Origin of the sequence: Streptomyces sp. S3(2020) (assembly GCF_013044505.1) — a bacterium.
Classification (GTDB): Bacteria; Actinomycetota; Actinomycetes; order Streptomycetales; family Streptomycetaceae; genus Streptomyces.
On record NZ_JABERD010000127.1, the window covers coordinates 13,042 to 28,735 of the forward strand.

The following is a 15,694-nucleotide window of genomic DNA, read 5'->3' on the forward strand; positions in this document are numbered from 1 at the left end:
AGCATGCGGGGCCCTGCCCTCAGGACGTCGTCGGCGTCGGCCGCTTGAACATCCGTGTCGCCGTGATCTCGCTGTGGCCCGCTTCCTCCGTCCGCGACTGCTGCGGCAGTCCTGGACGGAGGTGCTCCTCCACGCTGATGTACTTCAGGCCCGCCCTGAGGTCGGCGTCATTGCGCAACCTGATGACCAGGGGGAACTCTGCGAGCGCGGTGGTGTCGAACAGACCCGTGGTGTACAGGAGTTGGACACCCAGGGCATCCGACACCGCCCGCTGGAGCTCCAGCAGATAGGTCGCGTTGGCCCGGCCGATCGGGTTGTCCAGGAAGAGCGTGCCGGCGTGCCGGTGCTTGTCGCGGCCCCGGTCGTTGGACCGCAGCGCGGCCATGGTGCAGTACAGCGCGATGGCGGCCGTCAGCAGCTGGCCACCGGAGAACACATCGCCCATCTGCCCGACCGGCACACGCTCGGCCCTCAGCACGGCATCCGGCTTGAGGATCTCGACGGCGATCCCCCTGGGTTGCAGCGCGGCCCCGACTCCCCGCAGCAGCAGGGACATTCCGTCCCGCCGCAGATCGGAGTTCTTCTTCACCGCCGCGCGCGTGGCCTCGTCGATGACCTCGCCCAGTCGCTCGGTCAGCGTCGCCTGATCGGGCTCCTCGAAGCGGATCCGCAGGAACTCCTGCCCGGACCACTCGCCGAGCCCCTCAGGCAGCCGGGACAGCCGCTGGGCGGACCGCAGGGTCGCGAGCGCCGACTCGACGAGCCCGCGCAACCGGTCCACGATCGAGTCCCGGTTCCGCTCCAGCTGCGCCAACTCGTCGGTGAGGACCCGCAGTCGGGGCGCGAAGGCGTCCGCCCACTTCTGGGCGTGCTCCGGCAGCGCGGACGCGGGCAGCTCGCGGATCTGCTGGCGCGCGGGGGTGCGGACCTGCTCGTAGCGCGTGGAGTTGGCGTGCCGGACGAGGACGTCGCTCGCCTCGCGTACGCCGGCCTCGGCGGCGGACAGGTCGGCGGCGCAGCCGCGCAGCGACCGGCGGGCCTCGGCGGCGGACTGCCGGGCCTCCTCCGGGCTGCCCGGGTACGGCTCCGGCTCCTCCTGGTCCTCGTCGGGGGTGTGCTCGCGCAGCAGGTCGCGCAGCATCGCGGCGATCTCGTCGAAGCCGCCGACCGCGTCCTCGGCGGCGCGATGGGCGTCCAGGAGCTCGGCGTGCGCCTCCCTGGCCTGCGTCAACGCCTCGGAGCGGGAGGCGAGTTCGGCGGTAGCCGTGCGCAGCAGCGCCTGTGCGTGCCCGGCGTCCCGGGGCTCCAGCTCCTCGGACAGCTCGGTGTGCGCCTCACCGTCCCCGGGCGCGTGCCGCTCGGCCTCACCGCGCAACCGTCCGAGCTGCTCGCTCGCGGTGGACATCCGTGTCTCCAGAAGCTGCACCAGCTCCTCGGCGCGGGCGGCGGCGGCCTGCCGGGACGGCCCGTCGGAGCCGTCGGGCGACTGCAGGAGCTGCTCCGCGCGCGTGCGGACCTTGTTGCTCAGCCGGTCCAGATCGGCCAGGGCCGCGCTGGACTCGCTCTCGGCCCGGGCCTGCTCGGCCCGCAGGTCGGCGCCGACACCGACCTTCTCGTACAGCTGTGAGGCGGCCCGATAGGCCTCCCGCAGTGCGGGCAGCGAGACCTTCGGATCGTCGGCGTCGCTCTCCGGCACGTCGTCGGGGGCGCCCGCGATCTCCGAGCGCTCGGCGCGCAGCGCACGCGCGGTGCGCCGAGCGTCGTCGGCGGCCCGCTGAGCGGCACGCCGGTCCTCGTCGGCAGCCCGCGCCCGCTCCAGGCAGGTCTGGGCCCGGGCCTCCGACTCGGTGGCCTCGTCGGCGAGTTCGCGCAGCTTGACCTGCCAGCCGGCCCGTTCACGCAGCCGGAAGGCGAGCCCCGCGAGGGCGTCGGCGGCACGCCGGGCCTTCTGTGCGGCCTCCTGGCGCTCGTCGCGCACCTGCACGGCCTCGGCGGCGGTCTCGTCGGCCTCGGCCCGCACGGTCCGCGCCTCGGCCAGCTCGGCCTCCGACTCCTCGGCGAACGCGCGCGTGTCGTGCGCGGTCCGCGCCAGCTCGACCAGCCGCCCGGCCGGGCAGCCCGTACGCCAGGACGACAGCCGTGCGGCCAGTTCCCGGTCCTTGCCGAGCCGGGCCGCGAGCGAACGGATCTCCTCGTCGCGCTCGGTCGCCCGGGCCCGCAGCGTCTGTCGCTCCTCGTCGGCGGCGTGCTCGTCGTGCATGGCCGGGTTCGGCGGTACGAGGAAGACGGCCTCGCTCCCGGAGCCGGGCGCCGGAGTCGGGGCGAGCAGGGCGGCGGCCGTACCGACGGCGACGGCGGACCGCGGGAGCAGGGCGGCCTCGTTCAGCGCCTCGCGGGCCCGTGCGTGCGTGTCGGGGTCGGTGATGATCACGCCGTCGACCAGCTCGGGCCGGGCGGCCAGCACGCGCGCGTGGTCGGCGGGGTCGACGGCCTGGGCGAGATAGCGCCAGCCGGGGAGCGCCGGGATGCCGTGCTCGCCGAGGAACTCCACGGTGGCCAGCACGTCCGGGCCCGGCGGCAGCAGTCCGCCGTCACCGAGGGCACCGAGAATCCGGGAGTCGTCGGCGGCGGCGGTGCGCAGTTCGAAGAGGTGGCGCTCGGCGGCGGAGACCGCGTCGTCGAGAAGCTCGCGCAACTCGTCGGCGAACCGGTCGAGTTCCTCGGGCGCGAGGGTGCCCTCGGCCCCGTCGTTCCCGGTCGGTCCGTCCGTCTTCGCCCCGTCGCGCCCGGTCGGACCCTCCGCCTTCGCCCCGTCGGCGCCCGCCCGGGGCACCGGCACTCCGCCGTGCCCGGCATCGGAGACCCCGGTCAGGCTCAGCAGCTCCGCGAGCCGCGGCTCCGCCGCCAGCCCCTCGGCGAGCCGCTTCTCGGCCTCGTAGGACCGCTCGGCGGCCATGGCCGCGTCCGCGGCACGTGCCGCCGTCAGCTCGGCGCGGGATTCCGTGGAGCCCGCCTCGCGCGCGTGCTCGCCGGCACGGCGCGAGGCCTCGCGCGCGATGTCCCAGGCGGCGACAGCCGTCTTCTCGGCGTCGCTGGCCGCGAGGGCCGCGCGCGCCGGGTCGGCGTCGGGCGCGCTGTCGTCCAGCCAGCCGGCCCGTACGGCCTCGGCGGTCTCCTGTTCGACCTCGTTCAGCCGCTGCCGCAGATGCCCGACCTCGCTGCGGGCGCGCTGCGCCTCGGTGGCCGCGGTGGTGGAGTCCTGGTAGGCGGCCTCGCCGACCTCCTGAAGCGCGGCGGACCGCTCCTCCCCCTCGTTGGCGAGGTTCTCGGCGCTCTCCACGGCCGAGTGCAGGGCGCGTACGAGGTCGACGGCGGCCTTGGCCCGGGCGGCCAGCGCGGGGGCCGCGTCCCGCTCGGCCTCCTGGATCGCGGCGGACACGCGGGAGACGCGGTCGGTGGCGGCGCGGTGCCGCAGTACGGCCTCGGCGGCCTGCCAGGCCGAGTGCAGGGTACGGGCGTCGGCGAGCTCGCGCTTCTGTGCGGCGGCTGACTTCTCGGCGGCGGCGAGCGCCAACGAGGCGTGCCGGAAGGCGAGTTCGGCCGCGATCAGCGCGCTGCGCTCCCGCGAGCCCTCGGCATGCGTGACCGCGTACGCGGCGGCCGTCACCCGCTGGGCGAGGTCGGCGGCACGCAGCCGCTCCCGGGCGCCGCGCGCGGAGAGCCTGCGGGCCAGCGACCGCGTACGGCGTTCGGCACCGGCGTGGATGTCACGCGCGCGTGAGCGGGCCTCGGCGGCCTCGACGATCCGCCCGAGGAGGTCCACCGAACCGGCGGTGAAGTCCCGTTCGGCGATCAGCTCGGCGCGGCGGCCCAGTTTGTTGCCGAAGCCGCTGACCAGGTCGGCGAGCCCGTCGGTGTCGCGGGTGTCGGTCACGGCCCGCAGCAGCAGGTCGGTGAAGTCGGAGTCCTTCTTGACCGCGAAGAGACCGGCCGCCTCACCCTCGTCGGCGTTCATCTCCCGCTGGTAGCGGAAGAGTTCGGGGTCGAGGCCGAGGTCGCCGAGGTGCTCGATCCAGCGGTCGTGGATCTCCTCCCAGTGCACCTCCAGGTGCGGATACGCCTTGCCCGCCTCGGTGATGGCGTCCCGGAAGCCCTTCATGGTGCGGCGCCGGCCCAGTGCTCCGGAGGCGCCCTCGACGGCCGGCCGTACGGCGGTGGACTCGGCGACGGGCAGGTTGTCCAGGGACAGTCCGGGCCCGGGCCGGAAGGAGTACCAGGCCTCGGCGAACTTCCGCGGGTCGTTGGAGACCTGGCGCCCCCGCCACTCGCTCACCTTGCCGACGACGACGCACTCGCCGGTCAGCGTGTGCTGCCACTCCAGCGCGACATGCCCGCAGTCGTCGGCGAGCAGGAACTTGCGCAGCACACCGGAGCTGGCGCCGCCGAGGGTGTTGCGGTGGCCCGGCAGCATGACGGAGAAGATCAGCTTGAGCAGCACGGACTTGCCGCCGCCGTTCTCCAGGAAGAGCACGCCGGCGGGCGCGGGGCGGCGCGGCGGGCCGGTCGGCTCCTCCTCGAAGAACTCCGCCTGGGTGGGGGCGGGGTCGGGCACTTCCGCGCCTACGCCGCGCAGGTCAAGCACGGTGTCGGCGTAGCGCGCACCGGCGGGGCCGATGGAGTAGAGGCGGACCCGGGACAGCTCGTACATGGCGGACTCTCGTAAGTCTTCGGCAGGTGGGGGGAGTTCAGGAGTGGAACGGCAGTCCGGCGTCGGCCACCAGCTCGTCGGCGGTGTCCTCGGCGGGCAGCAGGGTCGGTGTGCCGTCGGTGACCGGGACGACGCCCAGTTCCAGCAGCTCCGCCATGGCGGCGCTGCCGGCCATGTCCCGGACCTGGAGCTGGTAGCGGGCCGTCGTGCGGTACGTGCCGCCGTTGTCGTCGCCGGTGCGTTGAAGGAATCCGGAGTCGGTGAGGAAGGCGACGGCCTTGCCGACGATGCCGGTCGTGGAACCGGCGAGTCTGCGCGCGTCCTTCGTCGCACCGGTCGCGCTGCGTCTCACCCAGATCCGCCAGGCGGCCTCGAGCCCGGGCGCGTCGGTGGCGGGGTCGGTGTTCTCGCCCAGTTCGTCGGCGCGTTCCTCCAGCCGCCGACAGGCCTGCCGGACGAAGGCGTCGACGCCGTTGACGCTCACCCGCCCGATGTATCCGTCGTCGGCGAGATCCTCGGGCCGAGGGAACGCCATGGCTGCCACGGCGAGATGGGCCAGCCCGTGCAGGAACCGGTCCGAGCCGTCGGCGGACGTCCGTCGCGCGTAGTCGCCCATCCGCACGGCGAACACGGAGTCCTCGGCGGCGGTCACGGCCATCCCCGCGCGCGGGGAGACCTCCAGCACGACCAGTCCGAGCCCGGCGGCCACCGCGTCGGCCAGCCGGGCGAACGGCGGATCCTCGCGGTAGCGCCGCAGCAGCTCGGTGTACTCCTGGTCGCGGGCGGGCTGGAGCTTGGGCTGCAACCCGAAGGCAACGAGCCGAGCCGCGTCGGCGGCGTCAGCGGGTGTGACGGCGACCGGGGCCGAGGGGGCGGGGGCCTCCGCGTCACTCCACTCGACGTGCTCGCTCACGACTTCAACTCCTTGTTCTCGGAACCAACGGCCGGCCCAGTCACCCCAGGGGCGCGGGGCGGTGACATCTGCGGCTCCGCCGCGTGGGCGCGACCAGCCACGCCGGACCCTCGGTCGCCCACCGGCAGAACCATCACGCCGCCTCCGTCCGATCCGCGGCCATCCCCGCCGCATCCAGCAAAGCCGTCCCGACGATGAGATCCGCCCCGCCGAACTCCGGATCATCCAGCTGGACCCCGTCGTCCACGGCGAACAGCAGCTTCTCCTCGCCCTGCCGATACGCGGTCCCCACCGCCGGACTGGCCGCGTGCACGGCCAACAGGGCCACCAGATACGGCAGATCAGGGTCCTGACGGCGAGCCTCGGCCAGCAGCCCCGACAACCGCCGCGGCGCGTCGGCGGGCAGATCGAGCAGCTCCATCGCCGAGGCCAGCTGCTCCTCGCTGAACCGGCTGTCGTCCGGCGTGGCGATGAGGTCCGGCTCGGGCATCTCCGCGCCCAGGTGCTCGCGCTCCACCGGCGGGGTCAGCAGTATGTCGACGAGGTCACCGACCCGCACCGACACCGGCGTACGCAGCCCGGTCCCGCGGGCGAAGAACGCGTCGGTGACCCGGACGGCCTGCTCCAGGGGCAGCGGCAGCACGGGCGCGACCAGATGCCCGTAGAGGTCTATCCCCGACGTCGTCATGGGTGTGGCGAAGGCCTGCCGGTCCTGCTCGGCGCGGAACAGCGGTCCCGCCTCCAGCAGTCGGGACTGCAACTGCGTGTGGCGGCGGATGCAGTCCTTGACGATGTCGACCAGCTCGGCGGCCCGTCGCTTCTGCTCCGGGTCCTCGGACTCGTCCCGGGCCTTGCGGATGTTGGTGAGGATCGCGTTCTCGTGGCGGTAGCGGTCGGCGACGTGGTCGAGCGCCTCGGTGATCATGTCGGGCACGGCATTGAGCCAGTCCACCGCGCGGACGTTGCGCCGGGTGGCGTCCAGGGCCCGGCGCAGTGTCTCCGAGTACTGCACGGTCCGGTACCGGGCCTGCTCGGCGGCGAGCTGGGCGTCGGCGAGGCGGCCGCGGCTGATCAGCACCTCCAGCTTGACCTCGGCGGCGATCTGGGCGCTGGTGACGTCGGTGTCGAGGGCGCCGACAAGGACGTTGACGGCCTCGTCGGTCGTCCGGAGGTACACCGAGCCGCCGGGGCCGGGGACCTCCTCGATCAGCTTGAAGTCGTAGTCGCGACGGACATAGGTGCCGTCCGTCGCGAAAGTGCCGTAGACCGCCCGGAAGCCGCGGTCCACGCTGCCGACGTTGATCAGGTTCTCCAGGACCCATCGGGCCACCCGCTCATGCTCGACGACGGGCCGCTGCGGGGCCTGGGCGGCGATGCGCGGGATGAGGCGGGCGACTATCTGGTCGTGGTCGGCGCCCGTGTCGAAGTCCATGTTCAGGGTGACCAGGTCGATGGCCGAGAGGGCCACCTCCGCCATGCCGTACACCGAGTACTCGCCCGCCAGGTTGGCCTTGCGGGCGTCGAGGTCGTGCAGCGGCGCGGTGCAGGCGAGCGCGCGCAGCCGCCGCGCCAGCCCCTCGTCGGCGGCCGGGCCCGGTGCCGGGCGCGGCCCCGCGCTGAGCTGGGGCGGAACACTGTCCGTCGTGGCAGGCGAAGTCACGGTGCACAGACTAGGCCCTCGGTCTGACAACGTCCCAAACGTCACAGAAGCGACCCGGCCCCACAGCGGCCGGACCGCGGAACCGCCCGTCGGACGGTCGCTAGCCGTCCTCGCCGACCCGTCGCCGGTACGCCTCGACCACCCGCTCCAGCGAGTCGTCGAGGTACACGGCGAGCAGCTTCTCGGCCTCTTGGCGGTCCCCGGCCTGCAGAGCCTCCAGGATCCGGCGGTTGCGGGCGAGGTACGGCTCGTGGAGCGCCTTCGGATCGTCCACCACGTGGAAGGCGAGCCGCAGTTCGGCGAAGACGCTGCGCATCAGCTCGTCGGTGCGCTCGCTGCCCGCGAGCGCGACCAGCGCGCGGTGGAAGTGGATGTTGGCGGTACCCAGTGCTTTCCAGTCACCTTCACGCACCGCCCGCTGCCCCGCCGCGACGGCCTCGGCGAGCCCTTCCTCGGCGTACGGCGGCTCGCCCAGCCCTCGTACGACGGCGCACTCGACGAGGCGGCGGGTGCGGTAGATGTCCTGGACGTCCTCCACCGTCAGGACCCGCACGAAGACGCCCCGGTTCAGCTCGTGGACGAGCAGACGTTCATGGGTGAGCAGGCGGAACGCCTCCCGCAGGGTGTTGCGGGACACCTTGAGCGCGCCTCCGATGCTGTCCTCGGAGAGCCGGGTGCCGGGTGGGAAATAGCCATCGGCGATGCGGCTTCTGAGGATGTCCGAGACCCGCTCCGCCGTGCTCGTGCGGCCCAGGAGGGCTCGGTCGTCGGCCAGTCCGGTCAGCTGCTCTGCCATGCCCGGAATTCAACCGCAGACACGAGAACGAAACAACACGGGTATTGAAGGATCGTTCAACGATCCTCTACCTTGCTGCGAACCGCACCGCACGGCTCAGTCCCGCACCCTCCGTCCTCCCACTGCGAGGTGCACATGAGCACGACTCCCCCGCCACCGGCCATGACCACTCAGCCCACGACGACAGAACGTCCCGCCGACGACGGCGCGTTGGGCTGGTTCCGCGCCCTCGGTCCGCGCGGCCGCCGCGCCTTCGCCGGCGCGTTCGGCGGCTACGCCCTCGACTCGTACGACTACTTCACCCTCCCGCTGAGCATGGTCGCGCTGGCCGCGTACTTCGGCCTGGACAGCGGCCAGACCGGCCTCTTCACCACCGTCACGCTGCTGGCCTCCGGGCTCGGCGGCGCCCTCGCGGGCGTGCTGGCCGACCGCGTCGGCCGGGTCCGGGCCCTGATGATCACGGTGATCACCTACGCGGTCTTCACCGTGGCCTGCGGCTTCGCCCCGAACTTCGAGACGCTGCTGGTCTTCCGTGCCCTCCAGGGGGTCGGCTTCGGCGGTGAGTGGGCGGTCGGCGCGATCCTGGTAGCCGAGTACGCGAGCGCGAAACACCGGGGCCGCACGCTCGGCGTGATCCAGAGCTCGTGGGCCGTCGGCTGGGGCCTGGCGGTGCTCGTGTACACGCTGGTCTTCTCCGTCTTCGGCGACGACATGGCCTGGCGCGTGATGTTCTGGACGGGCGCGCTGCCCGCGCTGCTCGTCGTGTGGATGCGCCGCCGGGTGCAGGACGCGCCCGAGGCCATCGCGGTCCGCGAGAAGAGCGCCGGGCAGACCTCCTTCACGGCGATCTTCAAACCCGGTCTGCTGCGTACGACGATCTTCGCCGGTCTGCTCTCCACCGGTGTCCAGGGCGGCTACTACACCCTCGCCACCTGGGTCCCGACGTATCTGAAGAGCGACCGCGGCCTGTCCGTCGTCGGCACCGGCGGCTATCTCACGTTCCTGATCTCCGGCGCCTTCCTCGGCTACCTCACCGGCGGCTACCTCACCGACCGTCTCGGCCGCCGCCGCAACATCTGGCTCTTCGCGCTGCTGTCGGCCGTCTGCATCCTGGCCTACGGGAACATCCCGGAGGGCTCCAACACCCTGCTCCTCGTGCTCGGCTTCCCGCTCGGGTTCTGCATGTCGGCGATCTTCAGCGGCTTCGGGTCGTTCCTGGCCGAGCTGTACCCGACGGCGGTGCGCGGCACGGGACAGGGCTTCACGTACAACGCCGGGCGCGCGGTGGGCGCCGTCTTCCCCACCACGGTCGGCTTCCTGGCCGACAGCTGGGGTGTGGGCGGCGCGCTGGTCTTCGGTGCGATCGGCTACGGCATCGCCGCGCTGGCGCTCTTCGGCCTGCCGGAGACCCGCGGGAAGGAACTGGCGTGAACCGCACGGAGGACCGTCCCCTGACCCTCGTCGACGAGCACGCGCACGCGTGGAGCCCGCGCAACGCCCGGACCCGCTTCCGCGCGGGCCTGACCGGCCCCACCTCCGGGGTCGCGGCGGGCCACACCCAGGTCAACCTGATCTCGGTGCCCGCGGACTGGGCGTACGACATGCTGCTGTTCTGCCAGCGCAACCCGAAGCCGTGCCCGGTGCTCGACGTCACGGACGCCGGTTCCCCCACGACCGTCCTGGCCGACGGCGCGGACCTGCGCACCGACCTGCCGCGCTACCGGGTGTGGCAGGACGGCGAACTGGTGGACGAGCCGACCGATGTGCGCGCGCACTGGCGCGGGGACCTGGTGTCGTTCCTGATCGGCTGCAGCTTCACCTTCGAGTGGGCCCTGACCGAGGCCGGTGTCCCGATCCGGCATCGGGAGCAGGGCCGCAACGTCCCGATGTACGAGACCAGCTGGCAGTGCCGGCCGGCGGGACGGCTGCACGGCCCGATGGTGGTGTCGATGCGTCCGGTGCCGCCGCAGCACCTGTCGGCGGCGATCCGGGAGAGCAGTCTGCTCCCGGCCGTGCACGGCGGCCCCGTACACTGCGGCGACCCGTCGACCCTCGGCATCGATGACCTCGACCGCCCCGACTTCGGGGACCCGGTGGACATCGAGCCGGACGACATCCCGGTGTTCTGGGCCTGTGGCGTGACCCCGCAGGCCGCGGTGATGGCCTCGCGCCCGCCGTTCGCCATCACCCACGCGCCCGGCCAGATGTTCCTCACGGACGCCCGCGACCAGCAGTACCGGGTGGCCTGAGAAGTGGCCTCGGAAGGAGACTCGGAAGTTCCATGACCTCGATCGATCTGAACGCCGACCTGGGCGAGGGCTTCGGCCGCTGGCAGCTCACCGACGACGAACAGCTGCTGTCCGTCGTCACCAGCGCCAATGTGGCCTGCGGCTTCCACGCCGGGGACGCGGCGACCATGCGGCGGGTGTGCGAGCGGGCGGCCGAGCTCGGCGTACGGATCGGCGCCCAGGTCTCCTACCGGGACCTGGCCGGGTTCGGGCGGCGCGCGATGGACGTGCCGCCCACCGAACTGGCGGCCGAGGTGGCGTACCAGATCGGCGCCCTGGAGGTCTTCGCGCGTGCGGCGGGCACGCGCGTGTCGTACGTCAAGCCGCACGGCGCGCTCTACAACCGGGTCGTGCGCGACGAGGAGCAGGCCGGCGCGGTCGTCGACGGCGTGCTCCTCGCGGACGCGGCCCTGCCCGTGCTCGGCCTGCCGGGCTCGCGGCTGCTGGAGCTGGCCGGGAAGGCGGGCCTCCCGGCGGTCACGGAGGCGTTCGCGGACCGCGCCTACACCGACGGCGGCACCCTGGTGCCGCGCGGCGAGGAGGGCGCGGTCGTCACCGATCCGGACACCGTCGTGGAGCGCTCGCTCGGGCTGGCCCGGGACGGCGCGGTCACCTCGCGCTCCGGCGCGCGCATCGCGGTCCGGGCACGCTCGCTGTGCCTGCACGGGGACACCCCGGGCGCGGTGGAGCTGGCCCGCCGGGTCCGGGCGCGGCTGGCGGAGTCGGGCGTCCGTGTGGAGGCCTTCGCATGAGCATGAGGGCACTGCCCGTCGGCGACGGCGCGCTGCTCGTCGAGGTCTCCTCGGGCGAGGAGGCGCAGGCGCTGCACGCGGAGCTGCTGCGCCGCCGCGCGGAGGGCTCGCTGACCGTGGCCGAGATCGTCCCCGCGGCCCGCACGGTCCTCCTCGACGGCCTGGCCGACCCTGCCCGGCTGGCCTCCGAACTGACCGCCTCGGCCGTACCGCCCGCTCCCCCACGCGCGCGTGACGTCGTCGAACTGCCCGTGCGCTACGACGGCCCCGACCTGGCCGACGTGGCCGCGCACTGGGGTGTCGCACCGCACGAGGTGGCCCGCATCCACGCGGCCACCGGGTTCACCGTCGCCTTCTGCGGGTTCGCCCCCGGCTTCGGCTACCTCACCGGCCTTCCGCGACAGTACGACGTGCCGCGCCGAGCGACCCCGCGCACGGCCGTCCCGCCCGGTTCGGTGGCTCTCGCGGGCCCGTACACGGGCGTGTACCCGCGCTCGTCACCGGGTGGCTGGCAGCTGATCGGCACCACGGACACGGTTCTGTGGGACCACGCGCGCGTGCCGGCGGCACTGCTCTCGCCGGGCACGCGCGTGAGGTTCGTACCGGTGGGTGCCGTATGACGGACCGCGCACTCGCCGTCGTACGGTCCGGGGCGCTCACCACCGTGCAGGACCTGGGACGTCCGGGCCACGCCCACCTGGGCGTGCCCCGCTCGGGGGCGCTGGACGGCCCCGCGGCGGCGCTCGTCAACCGCCTGGTCGGCAACGCCCGGGACGCGGCCGTCCTGGAGACCACGCTCAACGGCTGTGCCGTACGCCCCCGTTCGGCGGTCCTCGTGGCGGTCGGCGGTGCCCCCTGCCCGGTGACGGTGGACGGCCGCCCGGTCGCCTGGGGCGCCCCGGTACCGGTCCCCGCGGGCGCCCTCCTGAACGTCGGCACGGCCGTCGCCGGTCTGCGCACCTATGTGGCCGTCTCCGGCGGCATCACCGTCGACCCGGTCCTCGGCAGCCGCTCCACGGACCTCCTGTCGGGCCTCGGCCCGCCCCCGCTCACGGACGGCACGGTCCTGCCCCTGGGCACTCCGACAGAGCTCCACGCACGCGTGGACGCCGCCCCGCAGCCGGCGCCCCCGGCGGAACTCGTTCTGCGGGTGACGCCGGGCCCTCGCGACGACTGGTTCACACCGGAGGCACTGCGCACCTTCACGTCCCGCGCCTACCGGGTGTCCTCCGCGAGCAACCGCATCGGGCTGCGTACGGAGGGCCCTGCCCTGGAGCGTGCCGTCCCCGGTGAACTCCCGAGCGAGGGGATGGTGTTGGGCGCGGTCCAGGTACCACCGGACGGCCGCCCGGTGGTCTTCCTGGCGGACCACCCGACGACGGGCGGCTATCCGGTGATCGCGGTCGTCCGCACGGCAGACCTCCCGGCGGCTGCTCAAGCGGTACCGGGCACCCCGGTGCGCTTCTTGGCAGTACGCCGAAGCTGACCTGCTCAGGGGCGCGGGAAACTGCGCGATCAGCCCCGTCCGACCCGCGGTACCCCTCCGACCCGCGGTGCCCCACCGACCCCGGCGCGGCACTCACGCCGCTTCCGGCCCCCGATCCGGCAGGGACACAGCAACCGCGGCCAAAGCCGCCGAAACCGCAGCAGACGCCCGCAGATCGAGCCGCGCACTGGTCCCCCGAGCCCGATGCCCCACCTCGTCCGCCGCGAGCCTCAGCAACTGCGGCAGCAGATCGGTGCACCGCCGAGCCACCCACCCCGTACCCGCCGTGGCCAGCCACCACAGACCGGCCGACCTGGTGGGCACCGGGAACTCGGGCTCGGGCGTGGGCGCGACCCCCGTCGCAAGCCCCGCCTCCGCCAGCAACGCGTGGAACCGCACCGCCAGTTGCCGATGCCCCCGCTCCCCCGGATGGAGCCGATCCGCGCTCCACATCGCCCGGTCCATGAGCCAGGCGCCCTCGGCGGCATGCAGATGGACCGCCCCGTACCGCTCGGACAGCGCGTGCACCACCGTGTTGACCGCCCGTTGCCGTCGAGCCAGCGGCCGTGCCAGCGCCCCCGGCAGCCCCAGCATCGCGCCGGGGTCGGGCAGACAGGCCGTGAGCACCACCGCGCCCTGCGAGGCGAAGGCCGCGTACACGGCGTCGAGCCGCGAGGCCACGGCATGGATGTCGAAGGTGCAGCGCAGGGTGTCGTTGACGCCGACGACGACGGACACGACGTCCGGACGCAGCGCGAGCCCGGCGGGCAGCTGCCGTTCCAGCACGTCCCGCGTCTGGGCACCGCTGACCGCGAGGTTGGTGAACTCCACGGCGTCCACGGACTCACCGATCCCGTCGGCGAGCAGCGCGGCCCAGCCGCGCCACCCCTCGCCGACGGGATCGCCCACGCCCTCGGTCAGCGAGTCACCGAGGGCGACGAACCGGACCGGTCTCATCGGACGCCCCCGGGCACGGAGACCGGCGCGTCGTGCGCGGCGAGGAACGCCTCCACCGCCGTACGCCATCCGAAGCACTCCGCACGCGCGCGTGCGGCTTCCCGGCGCGCGGCGCGGGGCCGCTCCAGCAGTGTCTCCACGGCGTCCGCGAAGGCACCCCCGTGGTCCGCGGCGACGGCCCCCGCGGAACCGATCACCTCGGCCAGCGCCGATGAGGCGCTCGCCACCACCGGCGTCCCGCACGCCATCGCCTCCAGCGCGGCGAGCCCGAAGGTCTCGGCCGGCCCTGGGGCCAGGCACACGTCGGCGGAGGCCTGGAGCGCCCCGAGCAGCGCGCGGTCGGAGACATGTCCGAGGAAGACGACCGGCAGCCCGCGGGCCCGCTGTTCGAGCCGCGCCCGCAGCGGACCGTCCCCGGCCACCACCAGCACCGCCCGCCGCCCGCGCCGCAGAAGCGCCTCCAGGGCGTCCAGCGCCGTGCCGGGCCGCTTCTCCACGGAGAGCCGGGTGCACGTCACGAGCAGCGTCTCGTCCACGCGCGCGTACCGGGACCGCACCCCCGGGTCGCGCAGCGCGGGGTGCCGCTCCACCAGATCGACGCCCAGCGGCGCCCGTACGACATTGCGCGCCCCGATGCGCACGAACTCCCGCTCGGCGAACTCGGTGGTGCACACCACGCGCGCGTAGGTGTGTGCCGTGCGGACGTTGAGGGCGTCCGCCGCCCGCCTGGCCGCGCCCTCCGGGACACCCCAGGTGCGCAGGACACCGTCGGCGGTCTCGTGGGAGACCATCACGGCGGGCACCCGGGCCCGCCGCGCCCATCTGCCGGTCCACCTGAGCGTCGTACGGTCGGAGACCTCCAGCCGGTCGGGGGCCAGTTCCTCCAGGATCCGTGCCACTCGGCGTTTGTCGGCGAGCACGCGGTAGCCGCCGGTGCCGGGCAGCAGCGGGCCGGGCAGGGTGATCACACGCCCCTGTTCGGTCTCGGCGTCACTCACCCGCTCGCCGGGCACCACGAGCACGGACTCGTGCCCGGCCGCCCGGTATCCCTTGCCCAGCTCGCGCAGCGCGGTGCGCAGGCCTCCCGAGGCGGGCGCGACGAAGTTGGCGAGGCGGACGATCCGCAACGCGTCGGTGCCGCCCGGCTTCATGCCGCCACCGCCGTCCGCCGCGTGGCGAGCACGCTCGCGTAGTGGCTGATCAGCTGGTCGCCGACGGCCGCCCAGGTGCGCCCCTCGACCATGGCGCGCGCGGCGGTGCCGTACGCGGCCCTCAGTGCAGGGTCGGCGGCCAGGGCCCACACGGCGTCCCGTACGGCGGCCGCGTCGCGCGGCGGGACCAGCAGGCCGGTGCGCCCGTGGGCGACCAGGTCCAGCGGGCCGCCGGCGGCGGGCGCGACGACGGGCACCCCGCTGGCCATGGCCTCCTGCACGGTCTGGCAGAAGGTCTCGAAAGGACCGGTGTGCGCGAAGACGTCGAACGAGGCGAAGATCCGGGCGAGTTCGTCGCCGGTACGACGGCCGAGGAAGACCGCGCCCGGGAGCGCCTCGGTCAGGCCGGGCTGACTCGGTCCGTCGCCCACGATCACGACCCGCACGCCCTCCAGGCCGCACACTCCGGCGAGCAGTTCGACCTGCTTCTCGGGGGCGAGGCGCCCGACGTAGCCGACGATCAGCTCGCCGTTCGGGGCCAGTTCACGGCGCAGTGCCTCGTCGCGCAGCGAGGGGCGGAAGCGGACGGTGTCCACGCCCCGCGGCCACAGCTTCACCCGGGGGACGCCGTGGGTCGCCAGGTCGTGCAGGGCGGCGCTGGACGGGGCGAGGGTGAGGTTCGCGGCGGCGTGGACGGAGCGGATGCGGCGCCACGCGGCCGCCTCGCCCGCGTGCACATAGGTGCGGGCGTATCCGGCGAGGTCGGTCTGGTAGACGGCCACGGCGGGGATGCCGAGCCTGGCGGCGGCAGCCATGCCGCGGACGCCGAGGACGAAGGGACTGGCCAGGTGGACGATATCCGCGCGGTGCTCGGTGAGGGCCGCGGCGACGCGTCGGCTGGGGAGGGCGACGCGTACCTGGGGGGAGGCGGGGGGGGGGGGGGGGGGGACGTGGCGCTTATACCCATCTCCGAGCCCCGGAGG

The 15,694-nt window shown here is 73.9% G+C and carries 12 protein-coding genes; 5 read left to right on the top strand and 7 right to left on the bottom strand.

What is annotated here, in order from left to right:
* Window positions 1-19: 19 nt before the first annotated feature.
* The 4 genes from HLK59_RS32045 to HLK59_RS32060 all read right to left on the bottom strand — a co-directional run bounded on the left by HLK59_RS32045 (window position 20) and on the right by HLK59_RS32060 (window position 8,077).
* Window positions 20-4,708 (bottom strand): hypothetical protein, encoded by a 4,689-nt coding sequence (locus HLK59_RS32045; protein ID WP_171145071.1) that lies wholly within the window; start codon window positions 4,706-4,708, stop codon window positions 20-22.
* 37 nt (window positions 4,709-4,745) lie between these two features.
* Window positions 4,746-5,621: a hypothetical protein gene (locus HLK59_RS32050; protein WP_171145072.1), complete on the bottom strand. Its 876-nt coding sequence runs from the start codon at window positions 5,619-5,621 to the stop codon at window positions 4,746-4,748.
* A 133-nt stretch (window positions 5,622-5,754) separates the two neighbouring features.
* A complete protein-coding gene (locus HLK59_RS32055; protein ID WP_171145073.1) occupies window positions 5,755-7,281 on the bottom strand; it encodes a hypothetical protein in 1,527 nt (508 codons plus the stop codon).
* A 100-nt stretch (window positions 7,282-7,381) separates the two neighbouring features.
* Entirely contained in the window at window positions 7,382-8,077 is a 696-nt protein-coding gene (locus HLK59_RS32060) for a GntR family transcriptional regulator (RefSeq protein WP_171145074.1), read from the bottom strand.
* A gap of 135 nt (window positions 8,078-8,212) precedes the next feature.
* On the opposite strand from HLK59_RS32060, the gene HLK59_RS32065 reads away from it, so the two are divergent.
* Genes HLK59_RS32065 through HLK59_RS32085 form a run of 5 tightly spaced genes read left to right on the top strand, consistent with a single transcriptional unit; the run spans window position 8,213 to window position 12,603 of the window.
* Window positions 8,213-9,508 (top strand): MFS transporter, encoded by a 1,296-nt coding sequence (locus HLK59_RS32065; protein ID WP_171145075.1) that lies wholly within the window; start codon window positions 8,213-8,215, stop codon window positions 9,506-9,508.
* Window positions 9,505-10,326 carry a putative hydro-lyase gene (locus tag HLK59_RS32070; RefSeq protein ID WP_171145076.1) on the top strand — a complete coding sequence of 274 codons (822 nt, stop codon included), beginning with the start codon at window positions 9,505-9,507 and terminating at the stop codon, window positions 10,324-10,326. The genes HLK59_RS32065 and HLK59_RS32070 overlap by 4 nt, the downstream gene beginning before the upstream one ends.
* Window positions 10,327-10,358: 32 nt before the next feature.
* On the top strand, window positions 10,359-11,117 hold the full coding sequence (locus tag HLK59_RS32075) for a 5-oxoprolinase subunit PxpA (RefSeq protein ID WP_171145077.1): 759 nt from the start codon (window positions 10,359-10,361) through the stop codon (window positions 11,115-11,117).
* Window positions 11,118-11,119: 2 nt separating this feature from the next.
* Window positions 11,120-11,737, top strand: coding sequence for an allophanate hydrolase subunit 1 (locus HLK59_RS32080; RefSeq protein WP_171145081.1), 618 nt, complete (start codon window positions 11,120-11,122; stop codon window positions 11,735-11,737).
* Complete coding sequence (locus HLK59_RS32085; RefSeq protein ID WP_171145078.1) at window positions 11,734-12,603, top strand: biotin-dependent carboxyltransferase family protein; 870 nt, start codon at window positions 11,734-11,736, stop codon at window positions 12,601-12,603. The genes HLK59_RS32080 and HLK59_RS32085 overlap by 4 nt, the downstream gene beginning before the upstream one ends.
* Before the next feature lie 93 nt (window positions 12,604-12,696).
* On the opposite strand, the gene HLK59_RS32090 is transcribed toward HLK59_RS32085, so the two are convergent.
* From HLK59_RS32090 to HLK59_RS32100, 3 genes are all read right to left on the bottom strand, one after another.
* Window positions 12,697-13,560, bottom strand: a complete 864-nt coding sequence (locus HLK59_RS32090; protein WP_171145079.1) for an SGNH/GDSL hydrolase family protein — start codon at window positions 13,558-13,560, stop codon at window positions 12,697-12,699.
* Window positions 13,557-14,711: a glycosyltransferase gene (locus HLK59_RS32095; protein WP_171145080.1), complete on the bottom strand. Its 1,155-nt coding sequence runs from the start codon at window positions 14,709-14,711 to the stop codon at window positions 13,557-13,559. Before HLK59_RS32095 ends, HLK59_RS32090 begins: the two co-directional genes overlap by 4 nt.
* Window positions 14,708-15,694, bottom strand: a 987-nt coding sequence (locus tag HLK59_RS32100) for a glycosyltransferase family 1 protein (protein WP_240982760.1), incomplete at its 5' end; no start/stop codon positions are given. The genes HLK59_RS32095 and HLK59_RS32100, both read right to left, overlap by 4 nt.